Origin of the sequence: Pseudomonas sp. B16(2017), from assembly GCF_002113205.1 — a bacterium.
GTDB lineage: Bacteria > Pseudomonadota > Gammaproteobacteria > Pseudomonadales > Pseudomonadaceae > Aquipseudomonas > Aquipseudomonas pharyngis.
Genome location: NZ_NEKA01000002.1, coordinates 213,053 through 231,134, shown reverse-complemented (window position 1 = coordinate 231,134; position 18,082 = coordinate 213,053). Strand labels below are relative to the sequence as shown.

General features: G+C 61.2%; 15 protein-coding genes. 9 read left to right on the top strand and 6 right to left on the bottom strand.

Annotation, left to right across the window (positions count from 1 at the left end):
- Positions 1-3: 3 nt before the first annotated feature.
- Both parC and CAG25_RS03740 read left to right on the top strand, forming a co-directional pair.
- Positions 4-2,268, top strand: coding sequence for a DNA topoisomerase IV subunit A (parC, locus tag CAG25_RS03745; RefSeq protein WP_085611074.1), 2,265 nt, complete (start codon positions 4-6; stop codon positions 2,266-2,268).
- A gap of 231 nt (positions 2,269-2,499) precedes the next feature.
- Positions 2,500-3,210, top strand: coding sequence for a membrane integrity-associated transporter subunit PqiC (locus CAG25_RS03740; RefSeq protein ID WP_039766610.1), 711 nt, complete (start codon positions 2,500-2,502; stop codon positions 3,208-3,210).
- 231 nt (positions 3,211-3,441) lie between these two features.
- Here CAG25_RS03740 and CAG25_RS03735 read toward each other — a convergent pair whose 3' ends face one another.
- A complete protein-coding gene (locus CAG25_RS03735) occupies positions 3,442-4,950 on the bottom strand; it encodes an AhpA/YtjB family protein (protein WP_074689624.1) in 1,509 nt (502 codons plus the stop codon).
- A gap of 134 nt (positions 4,951-5,084) precedes the next feature.
- Between CAG25_RS03735 and serB the strand changes: the two genes are divergently transcribed.
- Entirely contained in the window at positions 5,085-6,299 is a 1,215-nt protein-coding gene (gene serB / locus CAG25_RS03730; protein ID WP_039766615.1) for a phosphoserine phosphatase SerB, read from the top strand.
- Between the two features lie 107 nt (positions 6,300-6,406).
- On the opposite strand, the gene CAG25_RS03725 is transcribed toward serB, so the two are convergent.
- Positions 6,407-8,161 (bottom strand): molecular chaperone, encoded by a 1,755-nt coding sequence (locus CAG25_RS03725; RefSeq protein ID WP_085611073.1) that lies wholly within the window; start codon positions 8,159-8,161, stop codon positions 6,407-6,409.
- A 222-nt stretch (positions 8,162-8,383) separates the two neighbouring features.
- On the opposite strand from CAG25_RS03725, the gene CAG25_RS03720 reads away from it, so the two are divergent.
- On the top strand, positions 8,384-8,785 hold the full coding sequence (locus CAG25_RS03720; protein ID WP_039766619.1) for a hypothetical protein: 402 nt from the start codon (positions 8,384-8,386) through the stop codon (positions 8,783-8,785).
- Positions 8,786-8,845: 60 nt separating this feature from the next.
- On the opposite strand, the gene asd is transcribed toward CAG25_RS03720, so the two are convergent.
- Genes asd through CAG25_RS03705 form a run of 3 tightly spaced genes read right to left on the bottom strand, consistent with a single transcriptional unit; the run spans position 8,846 to position 12,118 of the window.
- Positions 8,846-9,706, bottom strand: a complete 861-nt coding sequence (gene asd, locus CAG25_RS03715) for an archaetidylserine decarboxylase (RefSeq protein ID WP_085611072.1) — start codon at positions 9,704-9,706, stop codon at positions 8,846-8,848.
- 18 nt (positions 9,707-9,724) lie between these two features.
- The gene (locus CAG25_RS03710) at positions 9,725-10,540 is read right to left on the bottom strand and encodes a rhodanese-like domain-containing protein (RefSeq protein ID WP_039766622.1); all 816 of its coding nucleotides are present in this window, start codon (positions 10,538-10,540) and stop codon (positions 9,725-9,727) included.
- A gap of 39 nt (positions 10,541-10,579) precedes the next feature.
- Positions 10,580-12,118: an HDOD domain-containing protein gene (locus CAG25_RS03705; protein ID WP_085611071.1), complete on the bottom strand. Its 1,539-nt coding sequence runs from the start codon at positions 12,116-12,118 to the stop codon at positions 10,580-10,582.
- A 167-nt stretch (positions 12,119-12,285) separates the two neighbouring features.
- Between CAG25_RS03705 and motA the strand changes: the two genes are divergently transcribed.
- Both motA and motB read left to right on the top strand, forming a co-directional pair.
- On the top strand, positions 12,286-13,137 hold the full coding sequence (gene motA, locus CAG25_RS03700) for a flagellar motor stator protein MotA (protein ID WP_007952169.1): 852 nt from the start codon (positions 12,286-12,288) through the stop codon (positions 13,135-13,137).
- A gap of 3 nt (positions 13,138-13,140) precedes the next feature.
- Complete coding sequence (gene motB, locus CAG25_RS03695) at positions 13,141-14,208, top strand: flagellar motor protein MotB (protein WP_085611070.1); 1,068 nt, start codon at positions 13,141-13,143, stop codon at positions 14,206-14,208.
- A gap of 56 nt (positions 14,209-14,264) precedes the next feature.
- Here the strand turns inward: motB and rsgA are convergent, their stop codons facing one another.
- Positions 14,265-15,296, bottom strand: a complete 1,032-nt coding sequence (gene rsgA, locus CAG25_RS03690) for a small ribosomal subunit biogenesis GTPase RsgA (protein ID WP_085611069.1) — start codon at positions 15,294-15,296, stop codon at positions 14,265-14,267.
- A 107-nt stretch (positions 15,297-15,403) separates the two neighbouring features.
- Here rsgA and orn point away from each other — a divergent pair, with 107 nt between their 5' ends.
- The 3 genes from orn to CAG25_RS03675 all read left to right on the top strand — a co-directional run bounded on the left by orn (position 15,404) and on the right by CAG25_RS03675 (position 17,845).
- On the top strand, positions 15,404-15,946 hold the full coding sequence (orn, locus tag CAG25_RS03685) for an oligoribonuclease (protein WP_085611068.1): 543 nt from the start codon (positions 15,404-15,406) through the stop codon (positions 15,944-15,946).
- A gap of 83 nt (positions 15,947-16,029) precedes the next feature.
- The gene (locus CAG25_RS03680; protein ID WP_085611067.1) at positions 16,030-16,641 is read left to right on the top strand and encodes a trimeric intracellular cation channel family protein; all 612 of its coding nucleotides are present in this window, start codon (positions 16,030-16,032) and stop codon (positions 16,639-16,641) included.
- Between the two features lie 169 nt (positions 16,642-16,810).
- Complete coding sequence (locus CAG25_RS03675; RefSeq protein ID WP_085611066.1) at positions 16,811-17,845, top strand: hypothetical protein; 1,035 nt, start codon at positions 16,811-16,813, stop codon at positions 17,843-17,845.
- Positions 17,846-18,082 lie beyond the last annotated feature (237 nt).

Here is an 18,082-nt window from a genome sequence, read left to right as displayed (position 1 = left end):
CGCATGAGCGACTCCCTTGATCTCAGCCTGGACGGTGTAGAACGCCGCTCGCTGGCTGACTTCACCGAAAATGCCTACCTCAACTACTCCATGTACGTGATCATGGACCGTGCCCTGCCGCATATCGGCGACGGCCTGAAACCGGTACAGCGGCGTATCGTCTACGCCATGAGCGAGCTGGGGCTGGATGCCGATTCAAAGCACAAGAAGTCGGCGCGTACCGTCGGCGACGTGCTCGGCAAGTTCCACCCCCACGGTGACTCGGCGTGCTACGAAGCGATGGTGCTGATGGCCCAGCCGTTCAGCTATCGCTACACGCTGGTGGACGGCCAGGGCAACTGGGGTGCGCCGGACGATCCGAAATCCTTCGCCGCCATGCGTTACACCGAAGCGCGGCTGTCGCGTTATTCCGAAGTACTGCTCAGCGAACTGGGCCAGGGCACCGCAGACTGGGGCCCGAACTTCGACGGCACCCTGCAGGAACCTCTGGTGTTGCCGGCACGTTTGCCGAACATCCTGCTCAACGGCACCACCGGCATCGCCGTGGGTATGGCCACCGACGTACCGCCGCACAACCTGCGCGAAGTCGCCACCGCGTGCGTGCGCCTGCTTGACGAGCCGAAAGCCACGGTCGAACAGCTCTGCGAGCACATTCAGGGCCCGGACTATCCGACCGAAGCAGAAATCATCACCCCGCGCGCCGACCTGTTGAAAATGTACGAAACCGGCAAGGGCTCGGTGCGCATGCGCGCCGTGTACCACGTCGAGGACGGCGACATCATCGTCACCGCGCTGCCGCACCAGGTCTCCGGGGCCAAGGTGCTGGAACAGATCGCTGCGCTGATGCAGGCCAAACCGTCGAAAGCGCCGCAGATCGCCGATCTTCGCGACGAATCCGACCACGAAAACCCGTGCCGCATCGTGATCATCCCGGTCAACAGCCGTGTCGATCACGAAGCACTGATGCAGCACCTGTTCGCCAGCACCGAGCTGGAGTCGACCTACCGGGTCAACGTCAACATCATCGGTCTGGACGGCAAGCCGCAGCTGAAAAACCTCCGTACGCTGCTGGTGGAGTGGCTGGAATTCCGCGTGCTGACCGTGCGTCGCCGCTTGCAATTTCGCCTCGACAAGGTCGAGCGCCGCCTGCACCTGTTGGACGGTTTGCTGATTGCCTACCTCAACCTGGATGAAGTGATCCATATCATTCGCACCGAGGAGCATCCGAAAGCCAAGCTGATCGAGCGTTTTGCCCTCAGCGAAATCCAGGCCGACTACATCCTCGACACCCGTCTGCGTCAGTTGGCGCGACTGGAAGAGATGAAGCTGCGTGACGAGCAGGACGAACTGCTCAAGGAACAGGCCAAGCTGCAAGCCCTGCTGGGCAGCGAAGCCAAGTTGAAGAAACTTGTGCGCAGCGAACTGTTGAAAGATGCCGAAACTTACGGCGATGACCGTCGGTCGCCAATCGTTGAACGTGCGGAAGCCAAGGCGCTGACCGAGCACGATCTGCTGCCGAACGAGAAAGTCACCGTCGTGCTGTCGGAAAAAGGCTGGATCCGTTCGGCCAAGGGCCACGATATCGATGCGACCGGCCTGTCGTACAAGGCCGGCGACGGCTTCAAGACCTCGGCGGCGGGGCGTTCGAACCAGTCGGCCGTGGTCATCGACTCCACGGGCCGCAGTTACTCGCTGGCCACCCACACCCTGCCATCGGCGCGGGGCCAGGGCGAGCCGTTGACCGGCCGTCTGACGCCGCCGCCGGGTGCAACGTTCGAATGCGTGCTGATGCCTGAAGAGGACTCGCTGTACGTGATCGCCTCCGACGCCGGCTACGGTTTTGTGGTGAAAGGCGAAGACCTGCAAGCCAAGAACAAGGCCGGCAAGGCGCTGTTGAGCCTGCCGAACAACGCCAAGGTGATTGCGCCGCGTCCGGTCGCTGACCGCGAGCACAACTGGCTGGCCTCGGTGACGACCGAGGGTCGCCTGCTGATCTTCAAGATCAGCGATCTGCCACAATTAGGGAAGGGCAAGGGCAACAAGATCATCGGTATTTCCGGTGAGCGTGTGGCCAGTCGCGAAGAATATGTCACGGACATCGCCGTTCTTCCGGAAGGCGCCACCTTGGTGCTGCAGGCCGGAAAACGCACCTTGTCGCTGAAGGCCGATGACCTCGAACACTACAAAGGTGAGCGTGGTCGCCGTGGTAACAAACTGCCACGTGGCTTCCAGCGGGTGGATGCGCTGCTCGTCGAAAACCTCAATTAAGCGGCCAGGAAGCGGTCGCACTCATTTCTCCTTCGGAGAAAATGACTGAGAACGCCTCTCTAGAGCGTCCGATCTACGATTTAACCCGTAGATCGGCGCTTTGGCGCTGGAGTCGGAACGCATATTCACGGATGATATGGCCTTTCCAAGCGCCGGCGTGGCCGAGCGTTATTCATATTTATTGAGTATTTTCACTGTGGTCAGCCTTGTGGCGGCCACCTGGACGGGATGATGACTTCTCTGCGCCCCCTTATTTTCCTGCTCGCCGGCGTTCTTGGCCTGGCGGGTTGCAGCGTTCACCAGCCGGTGTCGCTGTATCAGCTGGACAGCGGAAGTCCGGCCCAGCCTGCGCAAAGCGCGGGCATGGCAGTTTTGCTGGGCCCTGTGATCGTTGCCGATTACCTGCAACGGGAAACCCTGTTGCAGCGTCAGCCGGACGGCAGCCTTCAGGCCTCGACCGATGGTCGCTGGGCCGGTAGCCTTTCATCGGACATCGATCAGTTGCTGTTGCGTCAGGTTGCCGGGCATCTGGACAGTCAGCGCGTGGTGCTGGCGCCAGCGACCCTGGGCTTCACCCCGGATGTGCAGGTGCTGTTGACCATCACTCGTCTGGATTCCGGTGCCAAGCAACCGGCGATTCTGGACGCGCAATGGCGCCTGATCGACCGCCGTGGCCAGGTGCGCGACAACCGCATCGTCCATCTGCAGGAGCAACATGCCGGTACCACCGCCGCACAGGTGCAGGCGCAGGGCGTGTTGTTGCAGCGTCTGGCCGAGCAACTGTCGGTAGCGCTCAAACCGTTGGCCAATCAGCCACCGGTCGCCGAGGCGCCACGCAAGTCGGCACCGAAACCGGCAGCGCCGGCGGCGGAAGCCGAAAAGCAGCCGAAGATACCGATGGCTTCGCCGATTCGTACCGATATGGAAGTGTTCCGCTTCTAAGGCTGGAATGAGTCAGGACAGAGCCCGCCTTGTGCGGGCTTTGTTGTGTCTGTTGGCGGGATATCTACGGTATGGCAGCCGGCCTCTTCGCGAGCAGGCTCGCTCCCACAGGAAGTGTGGGCGCCGCTGATCAAGTGTGTGCGAGCCTGCTCGCGAAGGGGCTGGCACAGGCAACAAAAAAGCCCGCAGACAATCGCGTGTCTGCGGGCTTCATCGTTTCTGGGCTAAGGCTTAGGCCCGGCGCTCATGCATCCGCGCCAGTTGCCGCTCAAGCATTGACGGATAAGGCTCCATCAACCGCTCCACACAGCAAGCCCCCTCAGGGCTGGCAATCGGCCGGATTCGTGCGCGCTGGCGAATCAGCGCGTCGTCACCGATCTTGCGCTCCACCAGCAGCAGGTTGCGGCTGTGTTGCGACAGGGCCAGGGCGTCCTGGGCGGAATCGGTCAGCAACAGGTCGATCTGGCTCAGGCCGAACAGTTCGTCGCCGAGTGTCAGGCCCAGCTGCAATTGCAAGGTGATGCCGCTGTCGGCGACTTCGATCTGCAACTGGTGGCCCAGCGCCCGCAGCAGCTCGCCGCAGCAGATGGCGTTGGTCAGGTAATCGTCGCCGCTGTCTTCAGTGTGGAACAGCATCAGGGTGCTGCCGTCGTTCAGGGTTTCGATTTCGCCCTGATACAGCGAAGCGGCCTGCTCCAGACAGTCGCGGTAGCGATCCTGCAACTCTTCCAGACGTGCACGCGGCAAACGGCGCAGTTGTTCCTGCGAGCCCAATTGCACCGCCAGCACCGCCGTGTGTTGCGGCACGCTCGGGGTCGGTCGGCGCACGGCCGGTTGCGCGGTATCGCTCAGCGATTCGTCACGCAGATCGGCGAACGGGTCTTCGTCATCGTCGTCTTCAACGGTGCTGACCACATGGCGAGGCGCAGGCTTCTGCGCAGCCATCGGGCGGCTTTCGTCGAAACTCGGATCACGCAGGTTGCGCACTTCGAATTCCGGCTCGTCGTCCTCGAACTCGGGCTCCGGCTCGGGCTCCGGTTCGGCCGGCTCCGGGGCGTAGTTGGCGTGCAACTGGCGGGCAAGATCGCCGATCTCGTCCTGACGCTCGATACCCGGCGTGTATTCGTCGATACGGCGCAGCCACACGCGCAATTGCAGCAGCGGTGTAGAGATGTGCCGGCCCAGACGCAGGCTCAGGGCCAGGGACAGTGCCAGCAGGATCGCACTCAGGATGCCCATGCTTTGCAGGCTGATGGTCATCGGCTGCTGGAACTGATCCATGTCCAGGCTGATGCGCAGTTGTCCGGCGGTCACGTCCTGAAAGGTGATCTTGCTCTCGTACATGCCCTCGGCTTCGCCGAGCAGGCCGTGCTTGGGCCGCTGACCGGACTCGGCGAGGATGCGGTTGTCCACACTGTAGATGGCGGCGTGGGCCACCAGTTTGTTCTTGGTCAGGTTGTTGAGCAGCACGTTGAGGCTGAGGATGTCGTTGGACACCAGCAGTTCGGTGGCGGAGGTGGCGGTCTGCGTGGTCAGGCTTTCGCCCAGCGCATCGGCCTGCTCGTGCATGGCCTGCTTGAACTGCAGGCCCATCACGCAGGCATAGATCACCAGGGCCAGGGCGACCAGGATCACGTTATGGCTGGCGATGCGCAATGCAATCGGTACACGGCGGTGGCGCAGTGCACGGAAGATCAGCAGAAAGAAGTTATCGGTTTTAACTGGCGTGGGCCGGTTCACTGAGCTCGGCTCTTTTGTCCGTGAAGTTGACGCGCAGTATAGCGACAGGCCCTAGACCGGCAAAGCGCTGGCGGTGCCCGATGGTCACTGAAAGTGGGTAGAATGCGGTTTTTTTCCAGTTGCGGGGGTGCGCGTTGCGCGAAATCGTCCTGATTAACATCACGGGAGTCGACCGTCCGGGTCTGACAGCGGCCATTACCGGTGTTCTGGCCCAGGGTGGTGTGAATATCCTCGACATCGGTCAGGCGGTGATCCACGACATGCTGTCGTTCGGCATCCTTGTGGAAATCCCCGACTCCGAGCAGGGCAAGTCGGTGCTCAAGGACATCCTGTTCAAGGGCTATGAGCTCGACCAGCAGGTGCGCTTCACCCCGGTGTCCGAAGAGGATTACCAGCAATGGGTGGGCAATCAGGGCAAGAAACGCCACATCGTTACCCTGCTGACTCGCAAGGTCACCGCCGGCCAGTTGCAGGCCGTGAGCTCGATCACCGCCAAATACGGCCTGAACATCGACCATATCGACCGTCTGTCGGGTCGCATGCCGCTGGACACTCCGGCGGACAAGGGCAAGGGCTGCATCGAGTTCTCCGTGCGTGGCGAAGCCGCCGATCCGCAGGCCCTGCGCGCCGAGTTCCTCAGCGTGGCTCAGGAGCTGAACGTCGACATCGCCTTCCAGGAAGATTCGCTGTTCCGTCGCAACCGTCGTCTGGCGGTGTTCGACATGGACTCGACCCTGATCGAAGCCGAGGTCATCGACGAACTGGCCAAGGCCGCCGGCGTTGGCGACCAGGTTTCGCAAATCACCGAGCGGGCGATGGCCGGCGAGCTGGACTTTCGCGCCAGCTTCAAGGAGCGTCTGGCGCTGCTCAAGGGCCTGGATGTCAGCGTGCTCGATTCGATCGGCGCCTCGCTGCGCCTGACCGAGGGCGCCGAAACCCTGTTCGCCGAACTCAAGCGCCTGGGCTACAAGACCGCGATCCTGTCGGGCGGCTTCACCTATTTCGCCAAGCAATTGCAGGCCAAACTCGGCATCGATTACGTGTTCGCCAACGAACTGGAAGTGGTCGACGGCAAGTGCACCGGCGTGGCGATCGAGCCGATCGTCGATGCCCAGCGCAAGGCCGATCTGCTGAAGCAGCTGGCTGAAAAAGAAGGCTTGCGCCTGGAACAGACCATCGCCGTGGGCGACGGCGCCAACGACCTGCCGATGCTGGCGATTGCCGGTCTGGGCGTGGCGTTCCGCGCCAAACCGCTGGTCAAACAGTCGGCGAAGCAGGCGATTTCGACCCTGGGGCTGGATGGCGTGTTGTACCTGCTGGGCTTCCGCGATCGCGACGGACAGCTCTGAAAGCTCTTGGCCCCTTCACGAGCAAGCCCGCTCCCACATTGGAATGCCTTTCAAATGTGGGAGCGGGCTTGCTCGCGAAAGGGGCGCCCAGGATTATCCGACTCCACTCAAAGGGATTTCCACAACGAGTCGAAATCCTCTTCGCTGCCGCCATTCTGCGCGGCCTCCAGCGAGCGATAGGCAAACTGATTGAAGCTGTGGGTGCTGGCCACCCGCCGATCCAGCCCGGCGCGGTGCTCTTCGCCCAGGGTGTTGATCAGCACTTTGTTGCCTTCCTGAAACGGCAGCCGTGGCGCCAGTAACGTCGCCGGCAAGTCGATCGCACTGATTTCCGGCAATAACAACCCTCGCAGGTAATGACTGTGATCATCCCGGGTGCGCACCAACTGCAAGCCGCAGGGCTGAGCGTGGGGCGCCACCAGTTCGATGCCCATTTGCGTACCGGCGCCGCGCACCTGGCGGATCCAGCGCACCACGGCAATGCTCCAGCCCTGATTGAGGCTGTCCTGAATCCCGACCATTTCCCCGGCCTGCAATTCGGCAGGTACTTCTTTTGGCCAGGCCAGGCAATAACCGCCGGGGCTGTGGTTGATGACGGGCAAGGCATAGGTCGGGTAGTGCGGCGGGCTGTCGGTGTCGCTTTCGTCGTCGGCCAGCGGTTCGTAACGGATTTCCTCGTAGGGCAACAATTCGTCGGACGTACCCTGTGGCGCGGCATCGAACGCCTGGCTCCAGCTGTCCTTTTCGCCCTGAACCACCGCGCGGCTGAAATTCGCCGCACGGGCGCCGGGGTGCTTGAGCAATTCGCTGAAAGTGCGTTCGCCGCCGAGGTAGAAGTGCAGGGCGCTCATGCCGACGCACACGGTCAGGTTGCCCTGGCCGACGGTGCGCTGAAAGCTGCGCTCGGCGGCTTCGCCCCAGGTCGCGTGCAGGTGTTGCAGGGTATCGAGGGTCAGACCCGACGGCACGGGCAGCGGCGTCGTTGTGTCCTGATGCTGAAGGTGGGCCTCGATGGCATTCACCAACGGTTGCGGATCGAAACCGAGCAACCCTGCCTGTTGCTCGCTGCGAAACTGCGAGCGGTAACGCGGGCCGGCGTCGATGTCTGCCGAGACCGCGAACAAGCCCGCGCCCGGATTGGCGGGCTGCAGCTTCAGCCACGCGCTCCAGGGCTCGACCACTTGGGCCAGGCGCGCGATCTGATTCTGGCGCAACTGATTGCAGCGAGCGCTGCCCAGCAACAGGGCCGCGAGGTAGGTCTGTTCGACACTCAACTCGCCGGTCAGACTGGCGAGGTCGTCGCGTACCCGGCGATGCTGCAGTTGCAGCTCGCAGGCGCAGCGAAACAATTGATGCAGTTCGAACCACAGCTGTTCCGGCGCCGGGCTGTACAGCTGCGTGGCGCGAACCAGTTGCCCTTTCAGCGCGTGGGCCGCCCGCTGCAGCGCTTCGCTCACCAGGGCTGCGCGATCCCGGGAGTACTTGGGCGCGATCCGCAGAATGATGTGTTTGTAACCGATGGCCAGCTGACTTTGCAGGGCCTGGCACAGATTGCTGATCTTGCGTGAGCGCTCATCGAGCATGATCGCCTGATGCAGAAAATGCCGTTCCAGATGCTGGCAGACGAAATACACCTCGGGCCGCAACAGCTCAAGTAAATGCAGACGGTTGTCGCTGGGGGTCAGCAGTTGATTGAGTTCGTTGAGGCCTTGGTACAGCAGGCGCGCGGTTTCGCCGATGTTGGCCTTGGGCAGGTCGGCGATCCAGCGCTTGAGGTCGCGCGGGGTGGCTTCACAGAAGGACAGGCGCAACTGCGTGGGCGTCGGGGCGCTCAGTGGTGGTCGGGATCGTGGCTCACTCATGCCGTGACAAGCTCCGGCGGCGAATAGGGCAATGCCAAAAACTCTAGCAGTTGTGGTCTGTTTCGCAGGTGTTTGTCAGGGTTTTTTACCGTTGGTCTGCTGGCCTGGTGCCATTCCCGCAGGCGCTACTAGTCTCTCAGGCGTGCGATCGGAAACGCACGGTTGCACGGCCTGCCGTCAACGTCGGGGCAGGTCTCCCGAAACTTCAAGGAGATGAGGTTCATGTCTAAATACGCAGTGGCAAATCAATGGGGCGGTAGTTCGGCACCTTGGCATCCGGGTGGAACCTGGGTGCTGGGCGCGCGGGACAACCAGAACGTCGTCGCGATCGAGATCAAGTCCGGCGACGGTGGCAAAACCTTTACCGGCACCATGACGTACGCTGGTGAAGGCCCTATTGGCTTCAAGGCTCAGCGCACTGGCCAGAACCAGTACAACGTCGAAAACCAGTGGGGTGGCAACGATGCCCCCTGGCATCCAGGTGGCAAGTGGGTGATCGGCGGGCGGGATAACCAGAACGTTATCGCGTTGAGCGTCACGTCGAGTGACGGCGGGAAAAACCTCAGCGGCACCAATACCTACGCCAACGAAGGGCCGATCGGCTTCCGTGGGCAGATAGAGTAACGGCGCCACCCAGGTCGTGTCCGCCCCTTCGCAGACGTGCGAAAGGGCGGATCAACCGGTTCAGGCGTTCGACATTGCCAAGGCCTGACCCATCTGTACCGGCGAGCCGGCTTTCAATTCTTCAACCCATCTAACCTGATCCGGCCCGAACAGCACGATTGCGGTCGAACCTAGCTTGAAGCGCCCCAGTTCCGCACCTTTTTCCAGATGAATCGGCGCACGGGCGGCTTCGTCGTAACGGAAGGTTTTCAGTTCGCGCTTCGGTGGCGTGACCAGACCGGCCCACACGGTTTCAATCGACGCCACGATCATCGCGCCCACCAGCACCACGGCCATCGGCCCGCGCTCGGTGTCGAAGATGCACGCTACGCGCTCGTTGCGGGCGAACAGTTCCGGAACGTTTTCAGCGGTGGTCTGGTTGACCGAGAAGATCCGGCCCGGAATGTAGACCATTTCGCGCAGGGTGCCGGCCAGCGGCATGTGCACGCGGTGGTAGTCCTTCGGCGACAGGTAAACAGTCGCGAATTCACCGCCCATGAACGGCGCTGCATTGGCCGCATCGCCGCCCAGCAGTTCCAGCACGCTGAAGCTGTGGCCCTTGGCCTGGAAGATGCGGCCGTGTTCGATCGGGCCGAGCTGGCTGATCGCGCCGTCGGCCGGGCTGAGGATCGCGCCCGGGGTCTGGTCCAGTGGACGTGCGCCGTCTTTCAGCGCGCGGGTGAAGAAGGCGTTGAAATGCTCGTAAGCGGTCACGTCTTCAACCAGTGCCTGCGACATGTCCACTTGATAACGCTTGGCGAACCAGGTGGTGAAGGCATTCTTGAACCAGCGCACGCGGCACTCGGCGACGCAGCCGGCCAGGCGCGACAGCAAGTGATGGGGCAGCAGGTACTGGCTGATGATAAACAAACGCTCTTTCATGACTGTCCTTAAAAATCCTTAAAGCTCGACGGGGGTGTCGGGGTGGTTGCCCCATTCGCCCCAGGAACCGGCGTAGCCCTTGACCCGCGGATAACCGAGGGCCTTGGCCACCAGATAAGTGAAACCGGACCGGTGATGGGTCTGGCAGTGGGTAATGATTTCTTTGTCTTTGGTGATCCCGAGGCTTTCCAGGATCTGCGGCATGTCGGTACGGATGCGCAGCTGGCGCGCCTGATCCATGCCCGCCGTCCATTCGAAATTGACCGCGCCGGGGATGTGTCCACCCTTGGCCGCCAGGACCTTTTCGCCGGAATACTCCAGCGGCCCGCGAGCGTCCCAGATTGCCAGGTCAGCGGCGCCGAGACGACTTTGCAGGTATTCGCGGGTGGCGGTCGGTTCCTCGTGCAGGGTCAGGGCAACCGGGCCGCCCGCCGCCGGAGGAATCTGGATCGACATCGGCGAACCTTCCGCCAGCCACGCCGGCAGACCGCCGTCGAGGTAGTGGTACTTGTCGTGACCGATCACGTCGAGCAGCCAGATGAAGCGCCCGGCCCAGCCGCCGCCTTCGTCGTCATAGACCACGTAGACCGCGTCCTTGCGATGACCCAGCTCACCGAACAGTTCTTCGAGTTTTTCTTTGCTCGGCAACAGGCCCGGAGCCGGCGCCTGACCCAGCTGGGTGCGTTTCGGATCGACGAAGCGTGCGCCGGGAATGTGTCCCTCGGCGTAGCGGGCGGCACTGGTCAGATCCACCAGAATCAGATCGCGGGATTCGAGGCGCGGCAGCAGGTCGCTCGGCTCGATCACCAGGGCCAGGCCAGAGAAATCAGACATGTGAGGTCTCCAGAGCACAAAGGGGAAGGATTGTAGCTGTCATTGGCCGCGCTGGCTAAAACTGTGCAGGGCTTTCTCGATGCACTGCGCGGTTTTGCCGAAGGCTTGCACAGTGATGTCGGCGAACGGCCCTCCACCCTGGTCGGCGACCACGATCATGATCACCCGGCCGTTGTTTACCAGCGAGCGCAGGAACAGGTGTTCGCCGCGAAACAGCGTGCGCAGCGAGGGCGGCAACAGGGCGGAAAACTGGGCGTTGTTGTCCGGGGTGATCCGCACTTGCGCCTGCTGCGCGAGCAAGCGTTGCAGCACCGAACTCTGGCTGACGACGAAATTCAGCGCAGCGGCTTCCTTCGGCAACCCCGAGGTTTGATGGACGCGCAGATTGGCGTGGCTGCGGTCAGCCATCAGGATCATTACCCGACGCATGCCGCTGGCGACCAGCGCATCGCGGGCGGCGACGGTCAGGCTCATGGCGTTGGTGAAGCGGCTTGGCACGGCCAGCAGCTCGGCGCATTGCCGGCGCCACTGGCTCAGGTCGTCAGCGGACGGCGCCGCAGCCGGCAGCATTCCGGCGGGCAGGCGACGGGTGCCCCACGGCCACAGCAGCGAAACCGCCGGGTGCCAGAGGTCGGGCATGAAATGATGACGAGCGCTGACGGCGGCCTGCTGGTGCAACTGTTGTTGTACCTCGTCCATCGAGATTTGCAGGTAGAGGCTGGTCAGGTACTGCCAGCGCTCACTGTGCGGACTGTCCCAGGCCTGTTGCGCCGAGAGTGCCAGGCCGTTGGCCAGCAACACGGTGTTGGCCGGCTGATTGAGCCAGCGGCGCAGGGTCGGGTCGTCGTCGAGGCGATTTTGCTGACGCAGCGGATGATCGACGTCGCGGGCGATACGCAGGACCTTGACCAGTTCGCGCTGTTCGGTCAGCAGCAGCCGATAGCCTTGCTGGACCCAGATCGGCAAACGCCAGGCTTCCACCAGCGCTTCGCCGATTTTCAGCAAGCGCACGCCGAACAATTGTTTCTCGACATCGCAGGCTGATTCGCCCTTGTGGATAACCCGTACTTCCCACTCTTCAAGCAGTTTGGGAAAGGTCAGCGCCAATGGCCACAGCGGCGACAGAAACAACAGGCTGCCCCAATGAATGTCCTGCCAGAGTCGCGCCAAGCGACCGGCGAAAAAACCGTTGGCCTGTTGCGTGGCGTGCTGGCTGATCATCTGCAACTGGCGCAGGGCCTGGGGGATCTGTGCGGCAGGTTCGGCGGGCAGGCGAGCCAGCAGTTCTTCGGTGCGGGCAAGGCCGAGACGATTGATCGCTACTTCGAGGTTTTCCGCCGGCGCGCTCATGTTGCCGTGGGTGTGGCGGTTGGCTTCGCGGATGATGCTCAGGGCCAGCGCCGGGCTGTCCTGCATCAGGTCGGCGATGTCGCGCAGCGAGCTGCGGTCATCGCGAATCGCCCGGCAGACCCGGTCATGGGCGTCTTGCGGCACCGGCAGGCGAACGCTGTCGAGCAGCTTCACCCAGCCATCGAGTGTGGTCGGTTTTACGTGTGGGACGTTCGTTTCATTAGCCATGTCTGGACGAGATCTTCACTGACTGTAGACGCGCCCGGCATGGGCTAAATTGGCTTTTCGCCTGAACTGGCTATAGTCTGGCGCAGTTTTGCCGATAAGTAGAAGAAGAGATTTTTTAACTTCCGAATATGACCTTGAACCCGACTTAAACAAGTACCTTTCTACCTATGGCTAAAATTATCGGCATCATCGTCGTATTCGCGAGCGTGCTCGGCGGATACGTGCTCTCCCACGGCAAGATTGCCGCCCTGATCCAGCCTTTCGAGGTAATGATCATCGGCGGTGCAGCACTCGGAGCATTCCTCCAGGCCAACCCCGGCTACATGACGATGCACGTGCTCAAGAAATCCCTGAGCATGTTCAGTTCGCGTTTCAGCCACACGTTCTATCTGGAAGTGCTGGGCCTGATCTACGAGATCCTCAACAAGAGCCGCCGCGAAGGCATGATGGCCATCGAAGGCGACATCGAAGACGCCGCCGCGAGCCCGATCTTCGCCAAGTACCCGGCGGTACTGAAAGACGAACGCATGACCGCGTTCATCTGCGATTACCTGCGCATCATGTCGTCCGGCAACATGGCTCCCCACGAGCTGGAAGGCCTGTTCGACATGGAACTGTACAGCCTGAAGGAAGACCTCGAGCATCCGTCCCACGCGGTGAACGGCATCGCCGACGCCATGCCGGGTTTCGGTATCGTCGCGGCGGTACTGGGTATCGTGGTGACCATGGCCTCCCTGGGTGAAGGCGATCAGAAATCCATCGGTCTGCACGTAGGTGCGGCACTGGTAGGTACCTTCTTCGGTATTCTCGCGGCGTACGGTTTCTTCGGTCCTTTGGCGCACTCTCTGGCGCACGATGCCAAGGAAGAACTGAACGTCTACGAAGCCATCAAGGCCTCGCTGGTGGCTTCGGCTTCCGGCATGCCGCCGTCGCTGGCTGTCGAGTTCGGTCGCAAGGTGCTGTACCCGGCTCACCGTCCAAGCTTTGCCGAGCTGGAACAAGCCGTTCGCGGTCGCTAAGTCATGGAAAATAACCAGCCGATAATCATCAAGCGCGTCAAGCGCATCGCCGGCGGGCATCACGGCGGGGCGTGGAAGATCGCCTTCGCCGACTTCGCGACGGCGATGATGGCGTTCTTCCTGGTGTTGTGGCTGCTGTCCACCGCGACCCCGGAACAGAAGATCGCCATCGCCGGTTACTTCAAGGACCCGGTCGGTTTCTCCGAGAGCGGCACGCCGTACATCATCGACCTGGGCGGCACGCCCACCCTGGCGCCGGAAAACACTCTCAACCCTGAAGTGAAGTCGCAGCCGCAACCGGACAAGGTCACGGTCGACACCGAACAGGTTGAAGGCATGGCCGAGCAGGTCGAGAAGGAACGTCTGGAACTGTTGCTGCAAGAACTGCAAAACAAGGTCGACGAGAACCCGCAACTGCAGAAGTTCAAGGACCAGATCCTCTTCGAAATCACGCCGAACGGCTTGCGCATCCAGATCATGGACGCCGAGAACCGGCCGATGTTCGACTCCGGTTCTGCACGCCTGAAGCCGTACTTCGAAGACATCCTGCTGGCCATGGCCGACACCATCAAGGCGGTGCCGAACAAGATCAGCATCAGCGGTCACACCGACGCCAAGCCTTACGTGGGCAACGGCGATTTCGGCAACTGGGAGCTTTCGGCCAACCGTGCCAACGCCGCCCGGCGTGCGCTGGTGGCGGGCAGTTATCCGGACTCGCAAGTGGCGCGTGTGGTGGGTTACGCCTCGTCGGCGCTGTTCGACAAGGAGAACCCGTTCAACCCGGTCAACCGCCGCATCGACATCGTGGTGCTGACGAAGAAAGCCCAGGCGGCCATCGAAGGTGCGCAAGGCGCCGACCCGTCGAAACCGGCGGATCAAGGTCAGAACGGCGCGGCCCCGGCCACCCCGGTCGACCCGAACGCCTTGCCGGCGGATCAGCAACCGGTACCAGCACACGAGTTGCGCGAACGGCTGAACCTGTTCGACGACCCGCTGCCGAAACCGACCGAGCCGGGCGCAGCGGCACCAGCCCCAGCGCCTGCTGCTCCGGCGCCCGCGCCGAAACAGTGACCCACAAAAAAGCCGCGAGATGATCGCGGCTTTTTTGTGTCTGGTTACTTGAAAGTCTAGTAACCGTTTTCCGGCAAACTGGCGATGATCGAGCGGTAGCTGTTCATTCGCTGCTGCTGCACGCGGCCGTCTTCCAAGGCCTTGAGCAGTGCGCAACCGGGTTCGCGATCGTGCTTGCAGTCGCGGAAGCGGCAGGTGCCGAGCAGGTCGTTGAACTCGATGAAACCGGCTTCGACGTCGGCGCGGCTTACGTGGCCGAGGCCGAATTCACGGATGCCCGGGGAGTCGATCAGTTCGCCGCCGCCGGGGAAGTGGAACAGACGTGCGGTGGTCGTGGTATGCGTACCTTGACCGGACAGCTCGGACAGCGGGCCGACGCGGGTCTCGACTTCCGGCAGCAGGCTGTTGACCAGCGACGACTTGCCGACACCGGACTGGCCGACGAACACGCTGATGCGTCCGTCGAGCTGCTTTTGCAATTGCTCCATGCCGTTGCCGTGGTGCGCCGAGACTTCCAGCACCGGATAACCCAGCGTGCGGTAGACCGCCAGCAGCGCATTCAGCGCCGGGGCGTTCTGCTCGTCGATCAGGTCAAATTTGTTCAGCAGCAGCAACGGACGGATGCCGGCGTGTTCGGCGGCGACCAGATAACGGTCGATCAGGTTGGCATGGGGTTCGGGCAGCGGGGCGAAGACGATGACGATCATGTCGACGTTGGCGGCCACCGGCTTGAGCTGGCCACGACTGTCCGGACGGCACAGCTCGGTGGTGCGCGGCAGTTGCGCGACGATCACGCCGATGCCCTGGTTGCCGGCGCGCCATACTACCCGGTCGCCGGTGACCAGCGCCGGCAGGTTGGCCCGCAGGTGGCAGCGGAAGACCTGGCCGGCCAGCTCACCCTCAACGGCCTCGACCTCGACCTGCACACCGAAGTGGGCGATCACCAGGCCGTGCTGTTCCGGGCCGAGGTCGCCGCCTTCGAGCGCCTCGACGGCCGAGGACTCGCGTTTGGCGGCGCGGGCGGCGCGCTCGCCCTGAATCTTTTCGATGCGCCAGTTTTGACGACGATTGAGTTGGCGTTTGGCCATGGGTGTTCCGTCTGAAGAATACAGCGATTAGGTAAAACGGCCGCGAGTTTAGCACGCCCGGCAGGCTGCCTAGGCTAAACTGCGCAGCATTGCTCAGGAGCCGAAAAATGCAAAACCCGCAGAATCTGATCTGGATCGACCTCGAAATGACCGGTCTGGATCCGGAAAACGACGTCATCATCGAAATGGCCACCATCGTCACCGACAGTGACCTGAACACCCTGGCCGAGGGCCCGGTGATCGCCATCCACCACAGCGACGAAGTCCTCGCCCGCATGGATGAGTGGAATACCCGCACCCACGGCAACTCCGGCCTGACCCAGCGCGTACGCGACAGCCACATCAGCATGGCCGAGGCCGAGGCTGAAACCATCGCCTTCCTCGAAAAGTGGGTGCCGAAGGGCAAGTCGCCGATCTGTGGCAACAGCATCTGCCAGGATCGCCGCTTCCTTTATACCCACATGAAGTCGCTGGAAAGCTACTTCCACTACCGCAACCTGGACGTGTCCACGCTCAAGGAACTGGCCGCGCGCTGGGCGCCGGACGTGCGTGACAGCTTCAAGAAGGGCAGCACTCACCTGGCGCTGGACGACATCCGCGAATCCATCGCCGAGCTGCAGCACTACCGCAAGCATTTCATCAAGTTCTGAGATAGGCACCCACGCCGGGGCGCCCTCTTTTGGTGCCTCGGCGAAGTGAGTAGACTGCGCGCCTTCCTGCCAGGATCGCCACCATGTTGCTGATGCTCTATCTCGTCGCCATTACTGCCGAAGCCATGACCGGCGCCCTGTCTGCGGGCCGTCGCGGCATGGACTGGTTCGGCGTGGTGCTGATTGCCTGCGTCACGGCGTTGGGCGGCGGTTCGGTGCGCGATGTGCTGCTCGGGCACTACCCGCTGACTTGGGTCAAACACCCGGAGTACCTGGTGCTGACCACGATCGCGGCGATGATCACCGTGTTCACCGCACGGTGGATGCGTCACCTGCGTTCGCTGTTTCTGGTGCTCGACGCGGTGGGTCTTGTGGCGTTCACCCTGATCGGCTGCATGACCGCCCTGGAAATGGGCCACGGCATGTTGGTGGCCTCGGTCAGCGGCGTTATCACCGGGGTATTCGGCGGTATCCTGCGCGACATTTTCTGCAACGATATTCCGCTGATTTTTCGGCGCGAACTTTATGCGAGTGTCTCGTTCGCTGCAGCGTGGTGCTACATGCTGTGTCTTTATTTAAGTGTGCCAGGCGAACAAGCCATTCTGATCACTCTGTTTGGTGGTTTTTTGTTACGCCTCCTTGCGATCCGTTTTCATTGGGAAATGCCGAAGTTCGTTTATAACGATGAGCATTGATACTTGATGCTGAAAGTCAGTGCATTGCCGGATAAGTCTGTCAGCGGCTTAAGGCGTTGCAAGTGTATATTTCTTACATCTTTCGCTTTGCTGTTTGTTTGAAAGGTCTGTAATTTTTTCTTGGCATATTCGATGCCAATATTAAATTAACTCTTCAACGGAATAGACTATGAGCGAAAGCATGGACGCTACACCCGATCAGCAAACCAATCTGCCCAATCTTGCAGGCCTTGCACTTGTGAATGTCAAGTTCGATGCCAGCGACAGTACTCGAAGCAAGTCGTTGTTCGCTAACGGCCGAATGCAGCTGAAAGTGCAAGTGCTGGTGTCCGGGGTAGACGCGGACGGAAACGCCATGCACGTGCCTGCAGACGTCATGGAAAGCATAGAACTGATCCATTACAGCACTGGCAAGACGTTGTCTGATGGCTGGGTCGCGAGCACTGTGCAAGGGCAATTTACCCTTGAGCAGCGACCTTCATACATGGCAGAAGAGGTTCGCGACGAGGTTCTTGAGTATGACAGCGTCCATCCTCAGGTACGCACCTTCTGGGTATCCTCATCGAGCGCCGGAACCACCCGGATCGGTGCACGTCTGTCGCTGAACGGTGTGAGGATTCTCACTAACGGATCCACCCTTTTCAGCGTTCATGACAGCAGCGTAACTATCGAAGCACAAACGCCTGTGGGGTACTCCATAGACGAGTTTCGTTGGTATCAAACCCGGCAGGGCGACGAGATGCCCGGCAATCGCATCTGGAATTATCGTTTGGGGCTGTATCCGCGGGGGCAGCAGGTCAAATTGGTGGATTGGGTTGTGGACGGAGTAGAAAAGGGCGTTAACCATAACTTTGCGGGCGGCAACAGACTTAATGAATCACAAACCAATTATATGGAAGCCATTCTTGTTCGCCCTGAAGAAAAAAGTGTGAGCGTGACCTTGCCGGATAGAGGAGATCCTTTTGTATTCACTGTTTTTCCGGACGCCCATACATGGAATCATGCACATTACAAGGTAGATACTCGGAGCGACGGAGAACTGACCGTCGTGCAAGGCCTGTCCGAATACTCGGATGCGCAGAGAGGTAAACTAAAGTACGGAAATAAACTTTACTTACTCGCCATTGATGAATACGGCACAGAGCACAGGCTGGCGCTGCGCATGAACTTTCATGAGCGCAACATCTATCTGGAACGAGGCTGATGACTGGCTTCTTTTCTGCAGGTTTGCCGGGTGTAGTAGATATCTATGCTGTTTTGCCTGCACTTGCCAATAAGCTGTGATTTTCAATCTCGGGTAATAGCACGTACTGTGCTTTTACCTCTTTCTGGCGTTGCTCCTTCAGTGATGGGGGGCAACGCGACGACAACTGAGGATGAGCATTCATGGCTGGCAAACCGCCAAAGGTCAAACCTGTACCCACTCCAAACAGAACACCCG

Coding starts and splice junctions, on each gene's coding strand:
- parC (WP_085611074.1), top strand. CDS start 4: ATGAGCGACTCCCTTGATCTCAGCCTGGACGGTGTAGAACGCCGCTCG.
- CAG25_RS03740 (WP_039766610.1), top strand. CDS start 2,500: ATGACTTCTCTGCGCCCCCTTATTTTCCTGCTCGCCGGCGTTCTTGGC.
- CAG25_RS03725 (WP_085611073.1), bottom strand. CDS start 8,161: ATGAGTGAGCCACGATCCCGACCACCACTGAGCGCCCCGACGCCCACG.
- CAG25_RS03720 (WP_039766619.1), top strand. CDS start 8,384: ATGTCTAAATACGCAGTGGCAAATCAATGGGGCGGTAGTTCGGCACCT.
- asd (WP_085611072.1), bottom strand. CDS start 9,706: ATGAAAGAGCGTTTGTTTATCATCAGCCAGTACCTGCTGCCCCATCAC.
- CAG25_RS03710 (WP_039766622.1), bottom strand. CDS start 10,540: ATGTCTGATTTCTCTGGCCTGGCCCTGGTGATCGAGCCGAGCGACCTG.
- CAG25_RS03705 (WP_085611071.1), bottom strand. CDS start 12,118: ATGGCTAATGAAACGAACGTCCCACACGTAAAACCGACCACACTCGAT.
- motA (WP_007952169.1), top strand. CDS start 12,286: ATGGCTAAAATTATCGGCATCATCGTCGTATTCGCGAGCGTGCTCGGC.
- motB (WP_085611070.1), top strand. CDS start 13,141: ATGGAAAATAACCAGCCGATAATCATCAAGCGCGTCAAGCGCATCGCC.
- rsgA (WP_085611069.1), bottom strand. CDS start 15,296: ATGGCCAAACGCCAACTCAATCGTCGTCAAAACTGGCGCATCGAAAAG.
- orn (WP_085611068.1), top strand. CDS start 15,404: ATGCAAAACCCGCAGAATCTGATCTGGATCGACCTCGAAATGACCGGT.
- CAG25_RS03680 (WP_085611067.1), top strand. CDS start 16,030: ATGTTGCTGATGCTCTATCTCGTCGCCATTACTGCCGAAGCCATGACC.
- CAG25_RS03675 (WP_085611066.1), top strand. CDS start 16,811: ATGAGCGAAAGCATGGACGCTACACCCGATCAGCAAACCAATCTGCCC.